The sequence below is a fragment of the Arenibaculum sp. genome (assembly GCF_035998295.1).
In the GTDB taxonomy this organism is placed as follows: Bacteria; Pseudomonadota; Alphaproteobacteria; order Azospirillales; family Azospirillaceae; genus DASYHS01.
On the sequence record NZ_DASYHS010000269.1, the window covers coordinates 1 to 16,474 of the forward strand.

Annotated in this window: 18 protein-coding genes; 7 read left to right on the forward strand and 11 right to left on the reverse strand. The window is 73.1% G+C overall.

The genetic code is table 11. From position 1 onward, the window contains the following. Window positions 1-361: NAD-dependent epimerase/dehydratase family protein (locus tag VGO20_RS24955; protein WP_327505110.1), on the forward strand; the 361-nt coding region annotated here is incomplete at its 5' end. A 4-nt stretch (window positions 362-365) separates the two neighbouring features. Here VGO20_RS24955 and VGO20_RS24960 read toward each other — a convergent pair. The 3 genes from VGO20_RS24960 to VGO20_RS24970 form a co-directional block, all read right to left on the reverse strand. Beyond that, window positions 366-797 carry an anthrone oxygenase family protein gene (locus VGO20_RS24960; protein ID WP_327505111.1) on the reverse strand — a complete coding sequence of 144 codons (432 nt, stop codon included), beginning with the start codon at window positions 795-797 and terminating at the stop codon, window positions 366-368. A 10-nt stretch (window positions 798-807) separates the two neighbouring features. After that, window positions 808-1,260 carry a MarR family winged helix-turn-helix transcriptional regulator gene (locus VGO20_RS24965; protein WP_327505112.1) on the reverse strand — a complete coding sequence of 151 codons (453 nt, stop codon included), beginning with the start codon at window positions 1,258-1,260 and terminating at the stop codon, window positions 808-810. A 93-nt stretch (window positions 1,261-1,353) separates the two neighbouring features. After that, window positions 1,354-2,130, reverse strand: a complete 777-nt coding sequence (locus VGO20_RS24970; RefSeq protein ID WP_327505113.1) for a putative metalloprotease CJM1_0395 family protein — start codon at window positions 2,128-2,130, stop codon at window positions 1,354-1,356. Between the two features lie 170 nt (window positions 2,131-2,300). Between VGO20_RS24970 and pyp the strand changes: the two genes are divergently transcribed. The 3 genes from pyp to VGO20_RS24985 are packed head-to-tail and all read left to right on the forward strand — an operon-like array spanning window position 2,301 to window position 5,254. Continuing rightward, entirely contained in the window at window positions 2,301-2,678 is a 378-nt protein-coding gene (pyp, locus tag VGO20_RS24975; RefSeq protein ID WP_327505114.1) for a photoactive yellow protein, read from the forward strand. A gap of 9 nt (window positions 2,679-2,687) precedes the next feature. Further along, a complete protein-coding gene (locus tag VGO20_RS24980) occupies window positions 2,688-3,938 on the forward strand; it encodes an AMP-binding enzyme (RefSeq protein WP_327505115.1) in 1,251 nt (416 codons plus the stop codon). A 53-nt stretch (window positions 3,939-3,991) separates the two neighbouring features. After that, on the forward strand, window positions 3,992-5,254 hold the full coding sequence (locus tag VGO20_RS24985; RefSeq protein ID WP_327505116.1) for a TIGR03862 family flavoprotein: 1,263 nt from the start codon (window positions 3,992-3,994) through the stop codon (window positions 5,252-5,254). A gap of 1 nt (window position 5,255) precedes the next feature. Here VGO20_RS24985 and VGO20_RS24990 read toward each other — a convergent pair whose 3' ends face one another. The 7 genes from VGO20_RS24990 to VGO20_RS25020 form a co-directional block, all read right to left on the reverse strand. Further along, window positions 5,256-6,212 (reverse strand): 1-phosphofructokinase family hexose kinase, encoded by a 957-nt coding sequence (locus VGO20_RS24990; protein ID WP_327505117.1) that lies wholly within the window; start codon window positions 6,210-6,212, stop codon window positions 5,256-5,258. Between the two features lie 114 nt (window positions 6,213-6,326). Next, window positions 6,327-8,087, reverse strand: coding sequence for a TolC family protein (locus tag VGO20_RS24995; RefSeq protein ID WP_327505118.1), 1,761 nt, complete (start codon window positions 8,085-8,087; stop codon window positions 6,327-6,329). 100 nt (window positions 8,088-8,187) lie between these two features. Next, on the reverse strand, window positions 8,188-9,525 hold the full coding sequence (locus VGO20_RS25000) for a lytic murein transglycosylase (protein ID WP_327505119.1): 1,338 nt from the start codon (window positions 9,523-9,525) through the stop codon (window positions 8,188-8,190). 124 nt (window positions 9,526-9,649) lie between these two features. Further along, window positions 9,650-10,444 (reverse strand): anti-sigma factor family protein, encoded by a 795-nt coding sequence (locus VGO20_RS25005; protein ID WP_327505120.1) that lies wholly within the window; start codon window positions 10,442-10,444, stop codon window positions 9,650-9,652. Further along, a complete protein-coding gene (locus VGO20_RS25010) occupies window positions 10,441-11,037 on the reverse strand; it encodes a sigma-70 family RNA polymerase sigma factor (RefSeq protein WP_327505121.1) in 597 nt (198 codons plus the stop codon). The genes VGO20_RS25005 and VGO20_RS25010 overlap by 4 nt, the downstream gene beginning before the upstream one ends. After that, a complete protein-coding gene (locus VGO20_RS25015) occupies window positions 11,034-11,912 on the reverse strand; it encodes an RNA polymerase factor sigma-32 (RefSeq protein ID WP_327505122.1) in 879 nt (292 codons plus the stop codon). The genes VGO20_RS25010 and VGO20_RS25015 overlap by 4 nt, the downstream gene beginning before the upstream one ends. Window positions 11,913-11,967: 55 nt before the next feature. Then, a complete protein-coding gene (locus tag VGO20_RS25020; protein ID WP_327505123.1) occupies window positions 11,968-12,411 on the reverse strand; it encodes a hypothetical protein in 444 nt (147 codons plus the stop codon). Between the two features lie 256 nt (window positions 12,412-12,667). Here VGO20_RS25020 and VGO20_RS25025 point away from each other — a divergent pair, with 256 nt between their 5' ends. Then, a complete protein-coding gene (locus VGO20_RS25025; protein WP_327505124.1) occupies window positions 12,668-13,849 on the forward strand; it encodes a baeRF3 domain-containing protein in 1,182 nt (393 codons plus the stop codon). Window positions 13,850-13,868: 19 nt separating this feature from the next. On the opposite strand, the gene VGO20_RS25030 is transcribed toward VGO20_RS25025, so the two are convergent. Beyond that, window positions 13,869-14,630, reverse strand: coding sequence for a response regulator transcription factor (locus VGO20_RS25030; protein WP_327505125.1), 762 nt, complete (start codon window positions 14,628-14,630; stop codon window positions 13,869-13,871). A 201-nt stretch (window positions 14,631-14,831) separates the two neighbouring features. On the opposite strand from VGO20_RS25030, the gene VGO20_RS25035 reads away from it, so the two are divergent. Next, a complete protein-coding gene (locus VGO20_RS25035; RefSeq protein WP_327505126.1) occupies window positions 14,832-15,668 on the forward strand; it encodes a tetratricopeptide repeat protein in 837 nt (278 codons plus the stop codon). A 97-nt stretch (window positions 15,669-15,765) separates the two neighbouring features. Beyond that, on the forward strand, window positions 15,766-16,434 hold the full coding sequence (locus VGO20_RS25040) for a GntR family transcriptional regulator (RefSeq protein WP_327505127.1): 669 nt from the start codon (window positions 15,766-15,768) through the stop codon (window positions 16,432-16,434). The last annotated feature ends 40 nt before the right edge of the window (window positions 16,435-16,474 follow it).

The following is a 16,474-nucleotide window of genomic DNA, read 5'->3' on the forward strand; positions in this document are numbered from 1 at the left end:
GATCGCGCAGACGGACGCCAACACCAAGGCGAACGAGCTGCTGTTCCGCCGCCTGACGGTCGACGACGCGGCCGAGGCCCATGTCGTGGCCCTGGAGAAGGCGCCCGCGATCGGGTTCGACGTCTTCATCGTCTCCGCGCCCACGCCCTTCTCGGCCGAGGACTGCGAAGCCCTGATCGCGGACGCGCCCGGCGTCGTCGCGCGCTACTTCCCGGAATATCCGGAGCTGTACGCGCGCCGGGGATGGACGATGTTCGACAGCATCGACCGCGTCTACGACCCGTCCCGCGCGGCGGAGCGGCTGGGCTTCGTGTGCCGGACGGGGTTCAAGGAGCTGCTGGCGGAGCTGGCCCGGCCGTGAGCGCTCAGGCGAGCGATGCCCACAGGAAGGCGAGCAGGGCCGCGAAGCCGAGGGTCGTGCGCACGGCGTGGAGCCGGCCCCACCTCTCGACCATGGCGCGGCTCTCCGCACCCGCGGTCGCCGGTTCGGCCGCCAACAGCCCGCGGTTCGTGGGCATGATGACGAGGAAGGTGAAGGGCCAGTTCGCGATCATCAGCAACGCCCCCACGGCCCATCCGGGATGGCCCCCCTGCCACCACGCCGCCGCGGCCAGCAGGAAGCCCACCATCGCCAGCGGGGCCTGCATCGCGGTGCCGCGCCGATAGGCGGGCTGCCATTCCGCCAGCAGGGACCGGTGGTCCAGCCGCAGCCGCGCGGGCTGCTCCGCCACGTTGATGTAGAGGGCGGCGCCCGCGAACACCGCGGCCGCGACGAGTGCGAGTTGACCTGCGAGCATGGGGATCTCCTCAATCCGGGGGCGGCGTCTCGTCTTCAAGGCGTTCGCGCAGGGTGCGCAGCACCTGCACGGCGGCGGCGACGGCGTGGGCGGGCACCCCGTCCGCAAGCGCGGCCGCCCAGGGTTCCTGGCGTGCCGAGGCGGCCTCGTAGACGGCCTGCCCGCGCGCGGTCGGCAGGACGAGCTTGGCCCGCTGGTGGTGCGGATTGGGCGCGAACCGGACGATCCCCTGCGCCTCCAGCTCGTTGGCGATGCGCTGCACGTTCTGGCGCGACAGGCCCATGTTGCGCGCGACATGGGCCACCGGCAGCGGCACCGGCGACAGGACCACGGCCCCCAGGACCTGCCAGCGGGCGCTGGTGAGCCCGAGGTCGCCGACCAGCGCGTCGCCGGCCGCGAGCAGGCGGCCGTTGAGGCGGAACGTCTCGAGGATCAGGTCGGTGAGGGTGGCCGTGCTCGACATGAAAACATCGTGTCATCATGACAGCATGTTGTCAATTAGTACCAAGACTCGACCGCGGACAGGCGCGGTGCCGCCGGCCACGTGGCTGGTCGTTCAGAACAGGCCGATGAACCCGGCACCGGCGCTGCCGCCGCCGACCGCGGGGTCGACGAACAGCTTCGCGGCCCCGCCATAGGCGGCGGTCGCGGCGGCGAAGCGCCCTGCCTCGCCGTTCCCGCCGCTGGCGGCGTCGGAGCCGGTTCTGCCGGCGGCGTCGGCGGTGTCGGCTTTATCGGCGCCGCCGATGCGCTCCATCATCTCTTCGGTGCGCTGGCCGTTCAGCTCCGCCTGCGCCTGGTTGCGCTGCTGGTCCGCGAGCTGTGCCACGCGCATGTCCTGGGCCGAGGGCTCGGCCGGGGCGAGGGCCGCGCGCTTGACGACGTCCATCTTGCGGATCGTCTCTTCGGGCGTCTTCTCGGGGCTGGTGTCGATCTGCACCTCGCCGCCGATGGCGTAGCGCCTGCCGTCGGGACCGGTCCGGTAGGTGTAGCTGGGGCCGCTGGCATACTGGCCGCCGGCGGCCATATGCGCCATCTCGTGGGTCCGCACCTCGCGGTCGCGGACCTCCAGCTCCTTCACCATCTCCTGCTCTTCGGGAGGCAGCTCGCCCGGCCGTTCCTCCGCCTGCGGGGACCGGGCGTCGCCCCCGCCCCGCAGCGAGACGATCACCGCCGGACCGAAGCCACCGGCGCCCTGCCGCTCCCGCTCGCCGGCCCGCCGCTCCCCGTCGTCCCGGAAAACGCCCCTGACCGCGCCCACGGGCGGCATGCCGCCGACGGCCGGCGGCCGGGCGTTCGCCAGGAGCTGAGTCGCGGAACCTGCGCCGAACATATACCCAGCATGCGGCGCCCACCGTTAACGAAGACTTAATGTTTCGAAGCGGTCGCGAGCGCCGGACGTCCCCGCGCAGAATCGTCGCGCGCGCCCGTTGCCTTTCCCGGGGACCGAACGATCTGGATGGGGAAACCCACGCCATAGGAGTTACCCCGGTGGAATCGAACATGACCTTCGTCGAATTCGGCAAGGGCGACATCGAGAACGTGATGTCCAAGCTGTCGGGGAAGGAGATCGACGGCCTCGCCTTCGGTGCCATCCAGCTCGACGCGAAGGGGACGATCCTCGCCTACAACCAGGCCGAAGGCGCCATCACCGGGCGCGACCCGAAATCCGTGATCGGCAAGAACTTCTTCACCGAGGTCGCACCCTGCACCAACACCGCGCGCTTCCGGGGCGCCTTCGACCAGGGCGTGGCGAAGGGGGACCTGAACACGATGTTCGAATACGTCTTCGACCACGAGATGAAGCCGACCAAGGTGAAGGTGCACATGAAGAAGGCCCTGATCGGCGACTCGTTCTGGGTCTTCGTGAAGCGCCTCTGACAGGCTGCCGTGACCTCCGCACCCGCATGGTGGTCCCGCGACGAGGCGCTCTCGCGCTTCGTCGCGGACCTCGTGGCCGGCGAGTTCGCCCGGCTGCGTCCGGGCTGGCCGCAGGCCCGGCCGGCCGGGGGCTTCGACCCGGCCATGGCGCTCGGCGCAGGGGGATCGGGCGCGGGGGGCCTGGGTGCCGACTCGCTGGAACTGCTCCAGGTCGCCGCCGCCCTGACCGAAGCCCTGCACCTGCACAGGAGCGGGATCGAGGACTATCTCCTGGCCCGCCCCACCGCCGGCGAATGGGTCGCGGTCTGCCGCGCCGCCCTGTCCCGCTTCGACCGGGAGATCACGTTCCGCACCTCCGGCAGCACCGGCCTGGGCAAGCCCTGCCCGCACCGCCTCGACACGCTCGAGCAGGAGGCCGCGGCGCTCGCCGCGCTGGCCGGGCCACGCCGGCGCGTGCTGTCCGCCGTCCCCAGCCACCACATCTACGGCTTCCTGTTCACGATCCTGGTGCCGAACCCGCCGGCCGGGGACGGGCCCGCCGTTCCCGTGCTCGACCTGCGCGACCGCTCGCCCGCTTCGCTCGCCGCCCTGCTGCGGCCGGGCGACCTGGTGGTCGGCCATCCCGAGTTCTGGCAGGCCGTCCGGCGCTCCGGCGCGACGTTTCCGCGGGACGTGGTGGGGACGACGTCCACGGCGCCCTGCCCCGACGACCTCGCCGCGGACCTGCGGGAACGGGGACTCGCACGGCTCCTGCAGGTGTTCGGGTCGTCCGAGACCGCGGGCATCGGCTGGCGCGACGAACCCGGCGCCGGGTTCCTGCCCTTTCCCTGGTGGCGGCGCCACGGCGTGGCCGGCCTCGTGCGCCGCCTGCCCGACGGCGGCCGGCTGGAGCTTGCGCTCCAGGACCTCATCGACTGGCGGGACGACGGGACCTTCGCGCCGCTGGGCCGGCTCGACACCGTGGTCCAGGTCGGCGGTATCAACGTGTCGCTCGACGGCGTGCGCGCCCATCTGCTGCGCCACGAGCACGTCGCCGACGCGGCGGTCCGCCTGATGCGGCCGGATGAGGGAAGCCGCCTGAAGGCCTTCATCGTGCCGGCGCCGGGCGCGCCCGGCGAGCCGGAGCTGCAAGCCGCGCTGGCGGCGTGGATCGAGACGGCGCTGCCGGCAGCACAGCGGCCGCGGTCCCTCGCCTTCGGGCCGAGCCTGCCGCGCACCCCGGCGGGCAAGGCGTCGGACTGGGAGATCCCGGGCCGGTAGCCGCCGAAACCCGGCGCTGGACAGGCACGGGCTTTCCCTGCATGTCTGGCGTCATGGCACGCGATCCCTCTCCCGGCTCTCCACCAGATCCCTCGACCGATACGGACGACGTGCAGGCCGTCGTCGTCGGCGCCGGCCCGGCCGGGCTGGCCGCGGCCGAACGGCTCGCCGACGCCGGCATGCCGCCCCTGGTCCTCGACGCGATGCCGACCCCCGCGCGCAAGTTCCTGATGGCGGGGCGCGGCGGGCTGAACCTCACCCATTCCGAACCCCTGCCCGAATTCCTGGGCCGCTACGGCGCGCGCGCGCAGGAGTTCCGCGCGCTGATCGAGGGCTTCGGGCCCGGCGACCTGCGGGCCTGGGCGGACGGGCTGGACGCCGACACCTTCGTCGGCAGCAGCGGCCGCGTGTTCCCCCGCGCACTGAAGGCATCGCCGTTGCTGCGCGCGTGGCTGCACCGGCTCTCGGACCGGGGCGTCGTCCTGCGCACGCGCCACCGGCTGACCGGCATCGAGGCGGACGGCACGCTGCGCGTCGCCGGCCCGGAGGGGGCGGTCCGGCTGCGGCCGGGGGCGGCGCTCCTGGCGCTCGGCGGGGCGAGCTGGCCGCGGCTCGGCTCCGATGCGGCGTGGGTCCCGATGCTGCGCGGCCTCGGCATCGAGGTCATGCCCTTCCGCCCGGCCAATTGCGGCTTCCAGGTCGCGTGGTCGGCCCCCTTCGCCGAGCGCGCGGAGGGCGTGCCGCTGAAGAACCTGGAGCTGCGGTTCGAGGGGATGTCCGCCCGGGGCGAGGTGGTGGTCACCCGCTCCGGCCTCGAGGGCGGGGCGATCTACGCGCTTTCCGGCGCGCTGCGCGACGCGATCGGGCGGCAGGGCTCCGCCGTCGTCCGGATCGACCTGCGGCCGCAGCAGGACGAAGCCGAGCTTGCCCGCCGGCTGGCGCGCCCGCGCGGCGCCGACAGCACGGCAAACTGGCTGCGCAAGTCCCTGGGCGGAGGCGCCCCGCTCTACCCGCTGCTGCGCGAACTCGCCCCCGACGCGCTGGGCGATCCCCGCCGCATCGCCGCCGCGATCAAGGCGCTGCCGGTCCGGCTCGTCGGCACGGCCCCGATCGGCCGCGCGATCTCCTCGGCCGGCGGCATCCCGTTCGAGGCCCTGGACGACCACCTCATGCTGCGCGGGCTGCCCGGCCTGTTCGCCGCGGGAGAGATGCTCGACTGGGAGGCACCGACCGGGGGCTACCTGCTCCAGGGCTGCTTCGCCACCGGCGTCCGCGCCGCGGAAGGGATGATCGGGCATCTCCGGGCCGGGCGGTGAGTCACCGCCCGGCGGCCAGCACCCGCACGGTGGCGTCCTTCATCGCGGCCTCGATGGCGCGCAGATCCGGCGGCCGGGCCGCGTCGCGGCCCAGGGCGCAGACCGAGGCGGCCGTCGCGAGGCGGGCGCAGTCCTCGAACCCGTAGTCCCGCAGCTTTCCCGCCACGAAGCCGGCGACCATCGCGTCGCCGGCGCCGGCCGTGCTCGCCACCACGACCGCCGGCGGCCGGACGTGCAGCCGCCAGCCATCCTCGGCGAAGATCGCCCCGTCGGCCCCCATGGACACGATCACGCAGCCGATGCCGCGGCCGATCAGCTCGTCGACGGCCGCCAGGATCTCCCCTTCCGTGCAGACCCGCCGGCCGACCGCCTCGCCGAGCTCGTCGAGGTTCGGCTTCACGGCGAAGGGGCATGCGTCCAGCGCGGCGCGGAACGGAGCGCCCGGGACGTCGAGCAGAACGCGCTGGCCGGCCGCGACCAGCGGCCGGATCAGGTCCCTCGGCACCGTGTCCGGAACCCCGGGCGGCAGGCCGCCGGACAGGATGCACCACCGGTGCGCCGGCGCCAGTTCCGCCAGCGTGTCGGCAAGCCGCCCGACGTCGCCCGCCTCCGGCCGCGGGCCGGGCAGCTCCAGCACCGTGATCCTACGGTCGACCGGGTCGACGACGTTGAGCCGGATGCGGCTTCCGGCACCGATGGGGACGAAGCGGCCGGCGATCCCCCGCTGATCGAGGAACCGGTCGACGACCGGGCGGTCGTCGAGGCAGATCCAGCCGGTCGCGGTGACCGGGAACCCGAAGACCGACATGTGGGCGGCGACGTCGAGCCCCTTGCCGCGGGCCGACGACCGGACCGACCGGGCCTGGCCGGCGCGGCCTGCCGCAAAGCTCTCCACCGTCGCCGTCAGCTCGACGAAGGGATCGAAGGCGACGGCGACCACGCCCGGCGGCGGGCCCATGTGTGTGTACGGCACGGGCGCGAGGCCCGCGTCAGCTCCCCCGGTCGTCTCGCCCATGCCACCATACCCGGTTCCTGGAAGCGGTGCGCTTCCAGGTAAACCGGGCAGAAGGTGTCAGGTTGCGTCCGGCATCGCGGACGCGACGAAGTCGCGCAGGAAATCGAGGCTGCCCGAGGTCCTGACGCCCTGCGCGGGCGTGCCGGCGGGTGCCGCCTCGGCCACGGGCGCCGTCCCGGCAGGCGTGACTTCCGCTGCGGGCGCCGCCTCGGCAGGCGGGGCGGACACCTCGGCCACAGGCTCGGCGGCGGGGTCGACCACGACCGGGACCTCGGGAGGCAGGGGAAGCCGGCCGGCCATCCAATCGTCCGAAACCGACTTGACCGCGGCGGCGAGGGTCGGCAGGTCGTGGGACGCCACCTCGGCCGGGAGCGGGTCGAGGCCGAGGGAGACGTAGAGCGCCGAGACGGCGTTCTGGACGTCGGCATAGGCACGGTCGCGCGCCAGCTCCACGGCGATCGCGGAGGCGCCGGCGCGGATCCGCTCCAGCTCGCGCTCGGCGTCGTCCTGGGCCGCGGCCCGGACATTCTCGTAGATCCGCTGCTCGATGTCGTGGAGGAGCGACGCCTTCTCGTACATGTCGACGGCGCGCAGGTACTGCTGGTAGCCGACATGGACCTGCGTGAGCGCCGCCATGCTGAGCGCCAGCCGCCGGGTGTCGGCGAGCTGTTCCTGCGCTTCCTGCAGGCGCATCGTCGCCGGCGCGCTGACCAGGTTCAGCAGGTTCCAGGTGACCCTCGCCCCGGCATCGGCCCACGTGTTGTTCACGAGGAAGTCGTTGCTGTCGTAGTTCAGCCCGGCATTGAGGTTCAAGCCCGGCAGCATGCGCAGCAGCGCCTTGCGCGCCTCGAGCGAGGTGATGCGCTTCTGGTAGGCCTCCTCACGCAGCTCGGGCCGGTTGAGCAGCGCCATGTTCTCCATCTGCTCCAGCCCGAGGGCCACGCGGGGCAGGTCGGCGGCGGTCGCGGGCGGCGCGAGCATGAACGGCTCGCCCGGGGGCAGGTTCATCAGCGCGCCGAGCTGGGCCTTGGCGATGGCCAGGTCCTGCTGGATGGTCTCGAGCTGGCGGACGATCTCGACCAGGGCCTTCTGGTAGCGCAGCACGTCGAGCAGCGGGCGCAGCCTCTGCTGCTCGACCTGGCGGGCGCTGTCGAGCGCGCGGCGCGCCTCCGCCACGATGGGGACGACCGCCGTCTCGAGGCGCTGGGCCGACACGGCCTGCCAGTACGCGGCGCGGACCTGCTGCACGATCGCGTGGATGACGCGCCGCCGCCGCTCCTCGGCGATCAGGCGGCGGTCGGCCTGCTGCTTCGCCTGGTAGTAGCTCAACCCGAAGTCGAGGACGTTCCAGCTCAGGCCCAGATCCGCGGTGAAGCGCGTGCGCTCCTGCGAGGTCGTGGCGTCCGCGACCGAGCTCGGGTTGCCCTGGACGTCGCGGCTGATGGAGAAGGCTTCGTTGTTGCGCGTCGTGTAGCCGGCGCTGGCGGCCAGCCGCGGCAGCATGTCGTAGGTGCTGAGGTCGAGCTGGCGCTGCTGGAGCACCTGGTCCATCAGCGCTAGCCGCTGGTCGAGGTTGTACTTCAGCGACCGGGCGATCGCCTCTTCCAGGGAGATCGGGCCCGAGATCGGTTCGACCAGCGAGAAGAGCCTGCCGCGGTCGGTCGCGGCCTGGACCAGCCGGTCGCCCTGGGAGATCGGCTCGGGGACGACGGTGCATCCCGCGACCAGCAGCGCCGCGACGGCGGTGCCGGCAAGTGCAGCGGCGCGGAGACGGTTCCCAAAGTTGCCCTGGGTCCCGGTTGCTGAGTAGCCGCGCATCGATCCTCCCCGCGCCTGATGAGGTAACTCTTAGGTGTGCCCCTTAACTGCGCGAATTCCTGCAAAAGGTCAAGTAATGTCGTACTTCCCTATCCTTTGGTCACAGGATTGCTGGGACCGGACCGCCGCTTCCCGTGCCGGCCCGCCGGAGGCGGTCCAGAACTCCGGTCGTCGGGAAGCCGTCCGCGGGGATGCCCTGGTCGGCCTGGAAGCGCCGGAGCGCCGACCGCGTCATCGGCCCGATGATGCCGTCGGGGACCCCGGTGTCGTAGCCGCGTTCGGTCAGGAGCCGCTGCAGCTCCATCCGCTCGTCGCGCGCCAGCGGCTGGAGGTGGCGCGGCCACGCGGCCCGTATCGTCCCGCCGCCCTCCAGCCGGTCCGCGAGGTGCCCGACCGCCAGCGCGTAGCTGCTGGAGTTGTTGTAGCGCAGGATGGCCCTGTAGTTGCCGGTCACCAGAAAGGCGGGCCCGGAATGGCCGGCGGGAAGCAGCAGCGACGCGGGCTCCGTTCCCGCCGGCAGGGCACCGCCCGCGGCCCGGACGCCGAGGGCCTGCCACTGCGCGGTCGGCCGGACCACGGCCAGGTCGGTCAGGGACAGGTCGAACCCCGGCGGCAGTACGACCTCCGTGCCCCAGGGGACGCCGGGGCGCCACCCCGCCTCGGCGAGGTAGCGGGCGGTGGAGAAGAAGACGTCGGGCAGGCTGGACCACAGGTCGCGGCGCCCGTCGGAATCGGCGTCGACCGCGTAGCGCAGATACGTCGTCGGAATGAACTGGGTCTGCCCCATGGCCCCGGCCCAGGAGCCGATCATGCGCTCGGGCTCGATGTCGCCGCCGTCGACGATGCGCAGCGCCGCCAGCAGCTGCTCGCGGCCGTAGGCGGTCCGCCGGCCGGCATGGGCGAGCGTGGCGAGCGCCGGGATCACCGGCAGGTTACCGACGTTGCCGCCGAAATTGCTCTCCATGCCCCAGATCGCCGCGACGATCCCGGCCGGGACCCCGTAGCGCTCCTCCATCGCCGCGAACAGGGGCGCGTGCTCGGCCAGCAACCCCCGCCCGCGCGCGATCCGGGCGTCGGAGACGGCGGAATCGAGATAGGCCCAGACCGGCCGGACGAATTCGGGCTGGCTCTCGTCGGACGCGATGACGGAGGGAATCGGCTCCAGCCCGGCGAGCGTCCGCCGGAGCGTCGCCTCCGAGATGCCGGCGCGGCGGGCCTCCTCGCGGAACTCCGCGAGCCAGGACGGGAAGTCGGCCGGCCGCGCCGCCTCCACCCCGACGGCCGCGGCCGTGGGGGAGACCGGGGCGGAAGCGGCGGCCGGGGAGACCGGAGCGGCCGCGGCCGGTTCCGGCCGGGAACTGGCGCACCCCGCGAGCGGCCCGGAAGAGACGATCAGGGAAAGCGTTGCGACGAGCGCGCGATGCCGGATGCCGGCCATGGTGTTCCGCCGTTCTTGCGAGATCCTGCCAAGTGGATAGGGCGAGCGGGGCGGCCGGGGCAAGAGGCGCGCGCGCGGAAGTCGAAAAGATCACGGGGCGTCGAAAAGATCGCGGCGCCGCCCCTTACCGCCCCGCGACGGCGGCGACCGAGGGGGCCGCCTCCGTGACCGTGGCCAGCAGGTCCTGGAGCGCCGGTTCGGGGGCTTCGGCGACGACCGCGTAGCTCTGCGAGCCGTCGCTCCACCAGCCGACGCTCATGCCGTCGATCTCGGTCGTTCTCGGCACGTCGGGCGCCTGGCTCTCCTCCGGCGTCAGGTACACGGTCACCGTCCGCCCCCGGCGGTCCTGGTAGACGAGGCTGGCCAGCGGGCCGGTCCCGCCGGGCAGGAGCTTTCCGCCGACGAACTCCAGGCCCATGGTCTCGAAGCGCGGCAGGCGCACCGGCTCGCCGAGACGCGAGGCGATCCACGAGACCGGGTCGACCGGACGCCCGCCGGCGACCGGCACGTCCTCCGAGTCCCCGCCGGCGAGGACCAGATGCGCGCCCGCGGCCTCCATCACGTAGTCCGGCAGCCGCCCCTCGGCCGGCTGGCCGTGAAGGACGTGGGCACCCCAGCCGGCGGCGAGGAAGACGGAGGCGGCGGCGGCCCGGCGCCAGGGAAAGCCCGTCCGCGGCCGGAGTGACGCTTCCAGGCGGTCCGCGAGCCGTCCCGTCTCCGGGTCCGCGGACCCGCCGGCCAGCTCCTCGGCGCCCATCCTGATCAGCAGCTTGTGCTCGGCGTAGTCGCGCAGCCGGTCCCGCTCGGAGGGGTTCGCCTCCAGCCACGCCATCACCTCGCGCTCGCGCTCCTCGTCGAGCTGGCCGTCGAGGAACGCGTTGAGATCGTCTTCGCCGATCGGCGTGGACGGCACGGTCATTCTCTCCGCCCTCCCTTGACGAGACGAAGGCGCGGATGCCCCGGCCGCTCGTCCGGCCGTTCGTCCGGATGCCGCCGGTTCAGCAGCTCGCGCAACGCGGCCCGGCCCCGGCCGAGGCGGGACATCAGGGTCCCGACCGGGACGCCGAGGATGCGCGCCGCCTCCTCGTACTTCACTTCGTCGATCGCGATCAGGGTGACCGCCTCGCGCTGCTCGTCCGGAAGCAGCGCCAGGGCGGCCAGCACGTCGCGGACCTCGAGCCGCCGGTGCTGCGCCGCGTCCTCGTGCGCGTCGGGCCCGGCGCCGGCGCCGCTCTCCGCCTGGAAAGCCTCGCGGACGCGCCGCCGGCGCATCGCGCTGACGTGAACGTTGTGCAGGATGCGGAAAAGCCAGGCCCGCATGTCGCTGCCGGGCCGATAGGTGCCGGCGGCCGAGATCGCTCGCGCGAGGCATTCCTGGACGAGGTCCTCCGCCTCGTCGCGGTTGCGGGTCAGCACCAGGGCGTAGCGGCGCAGCGCCGCCATGTGCTCGGCCATCCCGGCACTTGGCCCGGCACCCGGCCCAGGCCCCGATCCCGGCGGCACCCCGGTCATGCCGGCGCCATCCCGCGGCGCAGGGCGTCGGCCACCAGCCTGCGCAGCTTCTCGACCGCGTCCATCTCGATCTGCCGGACCCGTTCGCGGCTGATGCCGTACACGCGCGACAGGTCCTCCAGGCGCACCGGCGTCTCGACGAGGCGCCGGCGCGTCAGGATGTCGCGCTCGCGGTCCTTCAGCCGCTTCAGCCCCTCCGCGAGCAGCGCGCGCCGCTGCAGCCCCTCTTGGTGGCGGGCGAGCAGCGCCTCCTGGTTCGGCGCGTCGTCGACCAGCAGCTCGATCGCCTCGCCGGTCTCGGCGCCCGGGGGAACCACGTTGAGGGACCGGTCCATCCCGCAGACCCTCCTGTCCATGCGCACCACATCCTCGGCCGAGGCGCGCAGCTCGCGCGCGGCGCGCTCCACCGTCTCGGGTGGAAGGTCGCGCCCGTCCATCGCCCCAAGCTGCGCCCTCAGCCGCCGCACGCCGAAGAACAGGCGCTTTTGCGACGAGGTCGTGCCCATGCGCACCAGGGACCAGGACCGGAGTATGTGCTCCTGGATCATCGCCCGTATCCAGTAGGTGGCGTAGGTCGAGAAGCGGACGCCGCGCTCGGGGTCGAAGGCCTGCGCCGCGTGCAGCAGGCCCAGATTGCCTTCCGCGACGATGTCGGCCATGGAAAGGCCGTAGCCGCGGTAGCGCCGCGCGATGGCGGCGACCAGCCGCAGGTGGCTCTCCACGAGCCGGCCGTGCGCCCGGCGGTCCCCGTGGTCCCGCCAGGCCCGGGCGAGCGCCAGCTCCTCGTCCGGCTCCAGCATCGGCTTGCGCTGGATCGCCGCCTGGTACGCGCCCAGATGCTCGTCCGAACCAAGGTCGCCGACCGCCCGCGCCATTTCGCCTCCGATGCCGCAACATGCTCCCGGAAGCGATTACGCCTCAGCCCCGCGTTTAATCCCCGAGCGGCCGGCTTTGTCGCCGCTGGGCCGGCTCGGCGCCCGGAGCGGCGCCGGAGCCGCTGGCCAGCAGCCCTTCGAGCGCCCGGTCCGGGAGCACCGCGATGCCCGGGGCGCGGGCGAGCTGCTCGCGGATGTTCGGGTCGGCCGCGGTGGCGCCGGCGGCGCGCAGAATGGCGTCCTCGCCCGAGCGGATCGGCGGCGGCGCGGGCACGATGCCCGCCCGGGGCGCCTGCTGGGCCGGGGCTTCCGAACCGGGACGGACCCAGTAGACCGGCGGCGTGCTGAGAGGCAGGCGCCGCGCGTCCTGCGCGACCGGGGCGACGGGGCGCTGGAGGGCGATCACGTCGTCGTCGCGGTCGCTGCTGCAGCCGGCCGCCAGAACGACGGCCGCCAGCAGCGCCATGGGCGAAAGCCGACGGACGGCGGAAATGGGCATGGTCCATGCTCCCTGCGAAACGATGGGCGAAACGATGGGCGCGGTTCGTGCCGCCGCGCCGGCAGGCCCCGAAATAGCGCACCTGACGGTTCGTGTCATGCCGACAATGACCTTGGGGGGACTTTGGGGGGATATCACGCCCGATGCAGGCCGGCGCCGGGGGGACGTCCGGAACGGGCGATGCGAGGGCCTGTTGGACGTCAGCGCGGGCTTCCAGGCCTGCGACGGCTCTCAAACACAATCGGGACGATAGCCCATGTTCACTCGCACCGACCTCGACATGTTGCTGGCGCACGACGAGGCTCCCGCCCTGACCTTCACGTTGCCGACCCATACCGCGGGTCGCGAAGTCCGGCAGGATCCGGTGCGGCTGCGCAACCTCGCGGGCGACGCCCTCGGCCAGCTCACGAACCGGGGCATGAGACGGCCCGACGCGGAGCGCCTGCTGGAGCCGGTGACCGCGCTCCTGAGGGACGATGAGTTCTGGCGCCACCAGGACCGCAGCCTCGCCGTCTTCGTCGCCGAGGGGGTGTCCCGCGTGTTCCGCGTGCCGCTGGAGCTGGAGGAACGGGTCGTGGTCGGGCAGGGCTTCGACGTCCTCCCCCTCCTCCCGCTCCTGGCCGAGGACGCGCCGTTCCTGGTCCTGACGGTGTCGGCGGGCGACGCGCGCCTCCACCAGGCCAGCCGGTTCGACCTGCGGGAGGTGGAGGACGCGCCGATCCCGCGCGGGGTCAGCCAGATCTCGGCCGAGACGGACTACCAGAACACGCTGCACGCGAACCCGGCCGTCCGCCATGCCGGCCGGCGGGACGTCGCGGTCGGTGCGGCGAAGACCCACAATTTCGGCGAGACGCCCGAGGAGCAGCGCAAGGCGCAGCTCGTGGAGTACCTGCACCGCGTCGCCGCGGGGGTCGACGAGTACATGGGCAGCAACCGCGTCGCCCTGGTGCTCGCCGCCCAGCCCGAGGTTCGCGGCAACCTCCTGGCGCTCGGCCGCTTCCAGCACCACCCCGTCGTCGAGCTGGACGTCAACCCCGACGCGCTGGAGGGGCCCGACCTCCAGCGCCGGGCCTACGAGGCGGTGCGCCCGCTGCTGTCGCGCGAACGCGACGAGAAGATCGAGCACTTCAAGTCCCTGTTCAACGACGCGAGCCCCAAGTCCACCGGCAAGCTGGAGGGTGCGATCAAGGCCGCGTGCTACGCCCAGGTCGACACGCTGCTGGTGCGGCGCGGGGCCCGGATGTGGGGGCGCTACGACCAAGACAACGACCAGGTGATCGTCCACGGCGACGCGCGGGAAGGCGACGAGGACCTCGTCGGCCGGGCGGCGAAGGAGACGCTGCGGCACGGCGGCCGCGTCTTCTTCGTGGACGACGACCATTTCCGGTCGGGCCAGGTCGTCGGGGCGATCCTGCGGTTCGAGCAGCCGAAGCCCTGAGCCGGGCGGGACGGGACGCTCAGAGGCGGTCCTGCCCGGCGGCCGAGTGGCGGCGGATCCGGTCGCGCCGGACGTCGAACACGTATCCCGCGCTGCGGACGGTCTTCAGCAGCGTGGGATTGCGCGGGTCCGGCTCGATCTTCCGGCGCAGGTGGGTGATGAAGACGTCGACCGACCGGTCCTCGGGCGAGGCCGCCGGCCGCCCCATCAGGTTGAGCAGTTCCTGCCGGCCGATGGGACGGCCGGCATGGTCCAGCAGCGCGCACAGCAGCCGCGCCTCGGTCAGCGTCAGGCGCTGCTCGACGCCGCTGCCGTCGGTCGCGCTCAGCATGCGGCGCGGCACGTCGTAGCGCCAATGGGCGAACTCGACGACATCGCCCCCGTCGCCGGCCGGATCGCCCTCTTTCAGCCACCGGCGCCGGCGGAGCTGCGCCGAGATCGCGCCCAGCAGCTCGTCCATCTCGAACGGCTTGGTGATGTAGTCGTCCGCCCCGAGCTCCATGGACTGGCGGTGCGAGGTCCGGTCGGGCACGGCGGTCAGCATGATGATCGGCACGAGGCGCGTCGCCGGGTCGCCGCGCAGGGCCTCCACCAGCTCGATCCCGCCGAGCGAGGGCATCCTGATGTCGGTGACGATCACGTCCGGGACCGCAGCGCGGACGACGCCGAGGGCCTCGCTGCCGTCCCGGGCCCCGCTGGCCTCGTACCCCTCGAAGCGCAACGTGCGGACGATGACGTCGCGCAGCGCCGTCTCGTCCTCGACGACGAGGACCCGGGTCACCTTGCCCTTCCCATCGGCGGACTCGGCCCGCTGATTCATCGCGTACGGCGCTTCCCTTGATCGGCCATAACCCGTTATGAGCGCCGCCGCGTTAACAATGGTTGAATGACCAAACGTTGCAGCGGGCCGTTCATCCCAAGTTAACCGTGTCCGGCCCAGCATCCGAACGGATGTCACCGGCCGGGAACGGGGGAGCGGAGCGTGAAGAACGGACGGCGTCGCACGGGAGCCGCCCTCGGGCTGGGGCTCGGCCTCCTGCTGGCGGGGTGCGCCGCCGACGGCGCCAAGGTCCCCCTGGCCCCGAACGGCCCGGAGACCGCCATCGCGAGCGCCGGCCCTGAGACGGTCATGAAGCTCGCCGCGGCGTCGGAAGCGAAGGGGGACGTCGCGGGGGCGGCGGCGCTCTACCGCCGGGCCCACGACATCGATCCCGACGCGCTCGGCCCGGCGGTGGCGCTCGGGCGGACGCTCGCCGTCATCGGCGACGCCCAGGGCGCCGCCGACGCCTACGGGCGCGCGCTCCGCCTCGCGCCGGCCGACGCCGAGGCCAAGCGCGGATACGCCAACGCGCTGCTCGCGCTCGACCAGCCCCGCCTCGCAGCGGAGGAGTTCCGCGAGCTGCTCGCCCAGCATCCCGGCGAGCACCGGGGCCATAACGGCCTGGGAGTGGCCCTCGACATGGTCGGCGAGCACGAGGCGGCGCAGGAGGAATACCGCAAGGGCCTGCGGCTGGCGCCCGGTGACGCCACGCTGGAGAACAACCTGGCGCTGTCGCTTGCGCTGACCGGCGACTACGACGGGGCGGCGCGCCTGCTGGCGCCCCTGGTCCGCTCGCCTACGGCGGCGCCGCGCACGCGCAACAACCTCGCCCTGGTCCACGGCCTCGCCGGCCGGGCGGACATCGCCGCGGAGATCCTGCGGCGCGACCACGACGAGGCCGCCATCCGCCGCACCCTCGCGCAATACGAGACGCTGCGCGACGCGACCCGGCCCGCCAGGGCCGCCGCGGCGTTCCGGGGGTCCGCCGCGGCGGACTAGCGGACGGATCGCGAGATCAAGGACGCGCGATGCCTGCCGCAGGCCGACGGTCGAGCCGGCATGGCGAATCGGCGCGGCGCGGGCTATCTATGAAAGCATGAGCGCGCTTAAAGAAGAGACGTTGGCGGTCCGCATCAGCCGCATCCTGGCGGACCGCATCATCACCGGCGAGATCGAGCCCGGGGCACGGCTCCGGCAGGACCATATCGCGGAGGAGTTCGGCGCGAGCCACGTTCCGGTCCGCGAGGCGTTCCGGCGGCTGGAGGCGCAGGGGCTCGCGGTCAGCGAGCCGAGGCGCGGGGTCCGGGTCGCGTCGTTCGAGCTGTCCAAGGTCAAGGAAGTCGCGGCGATGCGGGCCGCGCTCGAGGTGCTGGCGCTGCGGCACGCCGCGCCGAACCTGACGCCCGCGATCCTGGCCGATGCCGAAGAGGCCACGAAGGCCGGCGACAATTCCCGCGACGTGCGCTCCTGGGAGGCCGCCAACCGCCGCTTCCACCAGCTGATCGTCGCTCCGTGCGGGATGCCGCGGCTGCTGGCCGCGATCGACGACCTTCACGCCGCGAGCGCGTGCTTCCTTTTCGCGGCTTGGCGCTCGGACTGGGAGGCCCGTACCGACCACGATCACCGGGCGATCCTCGCGTCGCTGCGCAAGGGCGACGTGGAGGCCGCCTGCTCCACCCTCGCCCGGCACGTCCAGTGGATCGGCCAGCGCCCCGTCCCCGCGTCCGGCGGCAGGCAGCGGGAGGCGTTCGCCATCGTCGGCTGAGGATTATCTATAAAACCCTTGCGCGCCTACCTCTTCCGTG